The organism is Lactococcus sp. S64 (genome assembly GCF_016516525.1).
Classification (GTDB): Bacteria; Bacillota; Bacilli; order Lactobacillales; family Streptococcaceae; genus Lactococcus; species Lactococcus lactis.
Genome location: NZ_JACVUQ010000040.1, coordinates 1 through 295 on the forward strand (window position 1 = coordinate 1; position 295 = coordinate 295).

The 295-nt window shown below is 36.9% G+C and carries 1 protein-coding gene; it reads right to left on the reverse strand.

Translation table 11 applies throughout. The annotated features are described in order from the left end of the window. Nucleotides 1-295, reverse strand: a 295-nt coding sequence (locus tag IAE51_RS12065; protein ID WP_200095655.1) for a hypothetical protein, incomplete at both ends; no start/stop codon positions are given.

Consider the following 295-nt stretch of genomic DNA (forward strand, 5'->3'; position numbering starts at 1 on the left):
GTTGCTATCAGATACTGAATCAGAGATTGAATCCGATGTTGATGCACTATCTGAAACAGAATCGCTCGTACTATCACTCATAGATTCACTATCAGATATAGAATTAGAGTCACTTAGTGAATTACTATCAGAAATTGAGTCGCTATCTGATAGTGAATCACTTATACTATCACTCGTAGATTCACTATCAGATATAGAATCAGAGTCACTTAGTGAATTGCTATCGGAAATTGAATCGCTTGTACTATCACTCGTAGAGCCACTATCCGAATCACTTAAGGAGTCACTATCGGAA